This is a genomic window from Alphaproteobacteria bacterium (assembly GCA_035625915.1).
Classification (GTDB): Bacteria; Pseudomonadota; Alphaproteobacteria; order JACZXZ01; family JACZXZ01; genus DATDHA01.
Genome location: DASPOR010000046.1, coordinates 21802 through 28023 on the forward strand (window position 1 = coordinate 21802; position 6222 = coordinate 28023).

Sequence of the window (6222 nt, forward strand, 5' to 3'; positions counted from 1 at the left end):
CCGCAATGACGATCGCAGCATCATGCGCGCGACTTGGGGGCAATATCGCATCGAGGCTAACCATGACCCGTTTAAATGGAATAACGAGCCTGCTCGCTGGGGCCGCCATCGCAGCAATCGCAGCCGCGCCTTCAACGCCGGCCCACGCCGCAACCGCAGCCGAGTTGAGTAAGATCCAGCATATTGTCGTGATCTATCTCGAGAATCATAGCTTCGACAACCTCTTCGGCCGATTCCCGGGTGCGAACGGCGTGTCGAAGGCCGGCAAGACGCTGATCCAAATCGACAAGGACGGCAAGCCCTATGCGACCCTTCCGCCGGTCATCAACACCTCCGCCAATCCCCCCGGCGTGGACGACCGGTTTCCGAAAAACCTGCCGAACGGGAAGACGTTTCCAATCGAAAAATACGTACCGATCGATCAGCCGACCGGCGATATCGTGCATCGCTTCTACCAGGAACAAGCCCAGATCGCCGGCGGCAAGATGAACAAGTTCGTCGCTGTCTCCGATGCCGCGTCCCTGGTTATGGGGATCTACGATGTCCGAAAGACATCGATCTGGGCTTACGCCAGGAACTACACGCTCGCGGACAATTTTTATCATGCTGCGTTCGGGGGATCGTTCCTCAATCACTTCTGGCTCGTGTGCGCGTGCACGCCGACCTTCCCGAACGCACCCGCCAACATGGTCGCCCAACTGGACGCCAACGGCCAGATGGTGAAGGACGGTGCGGTGGCCCCCGATGGCCACGCGATCAACACAGCGTTCACGGTTTATAGTCCGCACCCGTCCTCGGTAGCACCCGAGAACCTGGTTCCCCCGGTGGAGGCGATGACCATCGGCGACCAGCTTTCCGCGCAAAACATCTCGTGGGCGTGGTATTCCGGCGGATGGAACGATGCACTCGCCGGTAAGCCGGACCCGCTCTTCCAGTTCCATCATCAGGTCTTCGCCTTTTTCAAGCAGTTCGGCGACGGCACGGAGGCCAAGAAAGAGCATCTCAAGGACGAAACGGAGATGCTCGCCGCAATCGACAAGGGCAATCTGCCCGCCGTGACCTTCTGGAAACCGATCGGGGCCGAGAATCAGCATCCGGGCTATGCCGAACTCGTCAAGGGCGACCGCAAAGTCGACGAGGTGATACAGAAGATCCAGAAAAGCCGGTTGTGGAAAGACACAGTGATCATCATCACCTACGACGAGAACGGCGGTTTTTGGGATCACGTTGCACCCCCCAAGCTCGACAGGTGGGGTCCGGGCAGCCGCGTGCCCACCATCATCATCTCGCCATTCGCGAAGAAGCACTTCGTCGACCACACGAGGTACGACACGACGTCGATCTTGAAGCTGATCCACGAGCGCTACGCGCTCGCACCCCTGAGCGACCGGGAGGCGAGCGTCGGCGATCTGACCAACGCGCTCAAAATGCAATAACGGGAGGAGGCACCGAAAAACGCCGCCCTAGATCGGGCGAACGTCGATTTTACATGACTTGGAAAGGCAGAAAGGCGGCGGCCGGACGTCGTTCGGGGCCGCCGCCCGCCTGGAAAACGGCGCGTCTCATCCGGACCGATTAATCTCATTCAGCAACTCCGGATGCTTGTCCAGGAGCCGGAACAAGTTCATGACGGCGGGCAAGGGGGCCGCCTCGCCGCGCTCGTAGCGTGAGAAAGCATTATGACCGCCGCCCGTGAGTCGCGCGGCCTCAATCTGGCTCAGGCCCAGCTTCCGGCGAATACGCCGGATTTCCTCGCTTAGTTTCGCGCGATGCTGCCGGACAAGTTCGTCCCCCGCCATTGCGTACTGATGCGCACTAGCCGCATCGAACTCTACCTCACCGCAGGCACGACATCGCCACCCTGACAAACCTTCGACCGTTGCAGTCGTGCCGCCATGCTCGATGGTGAAGCTTTCGTTCTCGAACCGCGTCATGCCTTTGCGGCTTTCGCAATTCAGACATTTCCGCGTCACGGTCACTTCTCCTTGAACTGGATTACCGGCGCCACATCGCGCCGCGTGATCTTGATATAGGCAACCTTCCCCACTGGTGTTGTCGCGTGATACACGTCCTGCCAAACCCGATGATCGACATGGGTCGTCATCGATTTGTAGAAGTCCCGCCGCGTCAGCGTCGCGATCACGGCCAGCATCTCCGCTGAGGTCAAGCCCATAGCCCATCCACCGTCTAAGGCGGTCTTGGTGAATGCCGCTGCCCCCAAGCGCGCTACATCTGCTCGGATGAGCGCAAGCTCATAGTGCGGCACGCGTTTCTCCACGAACTCGATATTACCCTATAAGGGTAGTCACCTCAAGTCGTGGTCCGGCGAAGGATAGCCACGACAGGGGGCCTTTTTGGCAGCCGAAAACAATGGCCTTAACTGGAATGGGTTGCCCTAGATCGGACGAACGTCGCTCTTGTGGGATTTGGAGGGCGGTGCGATCGCCGGCGACAGTATCGAGGCGCCAGCACTGGATGGCGAAATACTGTTGAATGCGACCGTCTGGAGTGCTGCGAGCGTGAGCTGATCGAGCGCATGTCGGGAGATTCCGCCGGCCGCCGTCGCCGCAGCCTCCAGAACCGGCTCGCCGAACGTCGATGAGCCGAACATTGTGAGCGGCGGCGCGCCCGCGAGCCGCAAGCTAGGCGCGATCTGCGGGGGCGAGCTGGCGCCGGCGCCGTCAGGACTGCCGCCTGCCTGAGTTGAAACGGCGTATGCCTGCGATCGTCCTTCAATTTTGTCGGCGAAGTAATTGTAAATGGCCGATACTGAACGGGGTGCACCGGTATCGTCGTAAAAGACCGCCGGATTGGCCGCCGCCGCCGCTGGCAAAATGCCGGCAGCACTGGCGCCGCCATTACTCGTGACTGTGTTAAGGAGCTTTTGGGCTCCTCCAGCACCCAGGAAATGGGCGAGATAGAGATCCGTGCCGGTGACGGGCCGGGACAGCGCGCTCTCAAGTTCGGAGCGATTTTCCTTTGCAAGCTCGGCGGCGAGCTCAGACGATACAGTAGGGTCGTTGCGCAACGCCAGGATTTGACTTCGCGTTGCCCCATCCGGCACGTGGAGTTTTCCCGCGTCGTCGGTCGTGATTTGGGCCGCGAGGTCGCCATAACCGTATTGGGCGCCATGAGCCTGGAACTCGCGCAGCCACGTCCCCTCGGTGAATTGGTAAAGCCCGGTCGCCGTCGAGTTCGCAGCCTTCACGTCGGGCTTGAGCGAGCTTTCCTGATAGGCTTGCGCAACCAGATAGCCGAAATCGATCGAAGTCGCGTTCGCGGCGCGTTTGATGTCCTGCAACACTTGCGGATCGGCACCCTTGAGGGGAAGGGCGGCAGTCGGTGTAATCGCCATGACGCTCCGATAAGACTCCGGCCGTGGCCTGAGCACTTCTCGGCCACTCTTAGCATGGCGAGGGTTTACCAATTGTTGCCGGAATGGCTGCGGGATAACGGACCGAACGCCGCCTATGGCCTCGGGAGGCCCGCAGCCAGGCTCTCGATGAAAACAGGAATCAACTTGCGCGCGGAATCAGCATCTAGTCGACGAATCGGATTAACTACAAGGTATAGTTGACCGACGCAACATCTTGTGTTCGCATTCTTGTTCGGGGCGAAGGGCTTGTAGATCCGCCAGGGACGACCGAGCAATCCGGGGAGCCGCCGACACGTGGAAGGCTCGCTATCCGAGTAAAGGAGCGGTGCGTGACAAACGAAATTGCCTCTTTGGCGCAAGCTTCCTCTGGTTTGCCGGACATGCCGACTCTCGCAAAGTTCGCAGGCCTTGGCGGACCCTTCCACTTCGTGCCGGACCGAGGACCGGATTATCACCTGGAAAATGTCGTGGTTCTCACGAAGTCGGAATTGGACAGCGCGACTTTAGAGGTCAATCGCGGCTTGGCTCCGGCCGAGCCCGATCGCCTTGCCAAGCTGGTCACGCTGCTGGTGGGCGGGTACCCGAACAGTGCGGGCATGCCGGACCGCTGGAGCTACATCACGTTGCTCAGGATGCATCTCGCGCATCACAAATTTCCGGGCTGGGCCGTCGAGGCAGCGGTATGGCGTGCTCACGAAAGAAAGAAATCCGTCCCGACGATTTCGGAGATGGTCGATCTCGTGAAAGACGAGGTTGAGGTTCTCAAGTGGCAGAGTAAGCGAGCGAGATTGGCGACCGAGCAATACGACCAACTACTTTTGGAGCGTCAACGCCAGCTCGAGGAAGAGGAAAGGCGGGCCGAAGATCGCCGACGGGAAGAGGCCGAGGCCCACCATCGTGTGATCCTCCGGCAAGAGCAGCTCCTTGGCAGAGACGAAGGCGAGTTGGCATTCCTCGAAAGGGAAATCGAACACGGTCGGTTGAAGTCCGCCGATCTCGCGCGTGTGCAGAGCGACGTCGGCAATTTCAGGGCGTCCATCGTAAGACGTAAGCAAATCATCCAGCGACTTATAACGTGCGAACCGGTCGATGAAGGGGAGCGCAGCGCCCGCGCTGCGTAAAATCATGCGCCGCTGCGTCGAATCCGAAGTGCCACAACGCAACTCATGATCATATTTACCGTGGCGCCATCTTCCGATAGCGGCAGTGCGATCCGTTCAAAGCGAATGACGCGGCCATCGGCTTTCTTGTAGCTTGTCGCCTTGGTGTATCCCGGCTCACCGACGGCGACCACTCGATCGTAAATGGCGAGAACGCCCGGCATCGCATCGCCGAAATCGAGTTCGTCGAGATACTTTTCCGTTACCTCCTCGCCATACTGTTCGGCGAATGCCGTCCCCATCAAGCGAATGCGATAGCGTTGCGGGTTTTGTTCGACTTCTATCAGCACGACATGGGCGAGGAACCCCTTCATTTCGAGGGGATCGATGTCGACGCGCGAAGGGGCGAACCGGCCGCATCGCTTCGCTTCCCAATATTGGTATGCCTGCCGTATCGGCGGCGATTCTGTTCCGTCCAACAAAGTTGAACTCGTCATCGAATGTGCTTCATGACGCAAAACCAGATGCACATATTGGCCTCGATCGGGACGCAAACCCACCCCCGCCGGAGGTATTGAAGAAGGCTGCCGGCATTCGCCAATACAGGGTGCATCAATCGGGCGTCCAGGGGAAGCGCCATGCTGAGGCCCGGCATCTGCACCCAGCCTGGCGACAAGTTGACGGGAACACGCTTCGACCTGCTGGCAAGATATCCGCGCCTTGACTTGCCGACGCATTCATGCCGGCGTCGTGATACTGTGGAAGTGTCGGTCAAACGGCAATCGACGCAATCGCGAGGCAGATCATGGGCACGCCCTCAGGCACGATCGTCAAATCCGAGATCATTCCCGCAGGGGCAGGCTGGAATGCCCCCTTGAAACAAGGCCAGGTGCTTCGCATCACCGATCTCGAGGGACAGCAGGGTGTGGACTTTCTGTGTTACGCCGCGGCCAATCCGGAGGAACGCTATCATGCAGCCAACACGGTCAAGCGTGCGCGCACGCTCCGGCTGACGACCGGGCATGTCCTTTATTCCGATGTTGCGCGGCCGATGATGACCGTTGTCGGCGACAGTTGCGGCTATCACGATACGATCGCAGGTTGCTGTAGCGCGCCGAGCAACGAGTTGATCTACGGCGTCAAAGGCGTGCCTGGCTGCCGAGAGAATTTCCTGGCGGAGTTGGGGAAATACGGGCTGGGACGCAAAGACATCGTCGCAAATCTCAATTTCTTCTGCAACGTGCCGGTCGGTGCGTCGAATACGCTCGATCCGCAGGTGTTCCTGCCGCTTGCCTCGAAGCCTGGGGATTTCATCGCCTTGCGGGCGGACATGGACCTGCTTTCCTTCATTTCCAATTGCCCACAGATGAATAATCCCTGCACCGGCGGCCGACCGACGCCAATCAAGGTGGAGATCAGCGCGCTCTGACAGCACGGCGTCGCAGCCGCGCACCAAAATGAGTTGGTGTGGTGGATTTGAAGCTCCTAAACGCGGATGCCACCAAAATGACAGGAACTTCAAATCCGCCACACTAGTCCCAGACGACATAAGCGCGCGGAGGATTGGGTGTTACGAAGCTTTCTCCGCTGGCGCGGGCGGTGGTAAAAAATCCGAAGCTGTGGGGGTCGCCAAAGATGTCGTTGTAAAAGATCCTTCCATAAATGTTGACGTCCACGCCAGGGGGCGGCGTTTCGCGGCGGATTTACTTAGATCTATCAATGTAAGCGGGTGATCCCGAACCCCGG

7 protein-coding genes are annotated in these 6222 nt (G+C 59.4%); 3 read left to right on the forward strand and 4 right to left on the reverse strand.

Annotation, left to right across the window (positions count from 1 at the left end; all coding sequences use genetic code 11):
* The first annotated feature begins 62 nt into the window (after positions 1-62).
* The gene (locus VEJ16_04265) at positions 63-1436 is read left to right on the forward strand and encodes an alkaline phosphatase family protein (GenBank protein ID HYB08862.1); all 1374 of its coding nucleotides are present in this window, start codon (positions 63-65) and stop codon (positions 1434-1436) included.
* A gap of 126 nt (positions 1437-1562) precedes the next feature.
* Here VEJ16_04265 and VEJ16_04270 read toward each other — a convergent pair whose 3' ends face one another.
* From VEJ16_04270 to VEJ16_04280, 3 genes are all read right to left on the reverse strand, one after another.
* Entirely contained in the window at positions 1563-1973 is a 411-nt protein-coding gene (locus tag VEJ16_04270) for a type II toxin-antitoxin system MqsA family antitoxin (protein ID HYB08863.1), read from the reverse strand.
* Positions 1974-1975: 2 nt separating this feature from the next.
* On the reverse strand, positions 1976-2278 hold the full coding sequence (locus VEJ16_04275) for a type II toxin-antitoxin system MqsR family toxin (protein HYB08864.1): 303 nt from the start codon (positions 2276-2278) through the stop codon (positions 1976-1978).
* Positions 2279-2395: 117 nt separating this feature from the next.
* Entirely contained in the window at positions 2396-3355 is a 960-nt protein-coding gene (locus VEJ16_04280; protein ID HYB08865.1) for a lytic transglycosylase domain-containing protein, read from the reverse strand.
* Between the two features lie 350 nt (positions 3356-3705).
* On the opposite strand from VEJ16_04280, the gene VEJ16_04285 reads away from it, so the two are divergent.
* Positions 3706-4497 carry a hypothetical protein gene (locus VEJ16_04285; protein ID HYB08866.1) on the forward strand — a complete coding sequence of 264 codons (792 nt, stop codon included), beginning with the start codon at positions 3706-3708 and terminating at the stop codon, positions 4495-4497.
* Positions 4498-4499: 2 nt separating this feature from the next.
* Here VEJ16_04285 and VEJ16_04290 read toward each other — a convergent pair whose 3' ends face one another.
* Positions 4500-4973, reverse strand: a complete 474-nt coding sequence (locus VEJ16_04290; protein ID HYB08867.1) for a PAS domain-containing protein — start codon at positions 4971-4973, stop codon at positions 4500-4502.
* A gap of 308 nt (positions 4974-5281) precedes the next feature.
* Between VEJ16_04290 and VEJ16_04295 the strand changes: the two genes are divergently transcribed.
* Complete coding sequence (locus tag VEJ16_04295) at positions 5282-5905, forward strand: DUF1989 domain-containing protein (protein ID HYB08868.1); 624 nt, start codon at positions 5282-5284, stop codon at positions 5903-5905.
* Positions 5906-6222 lie beyond the last annotated feature (317 nt).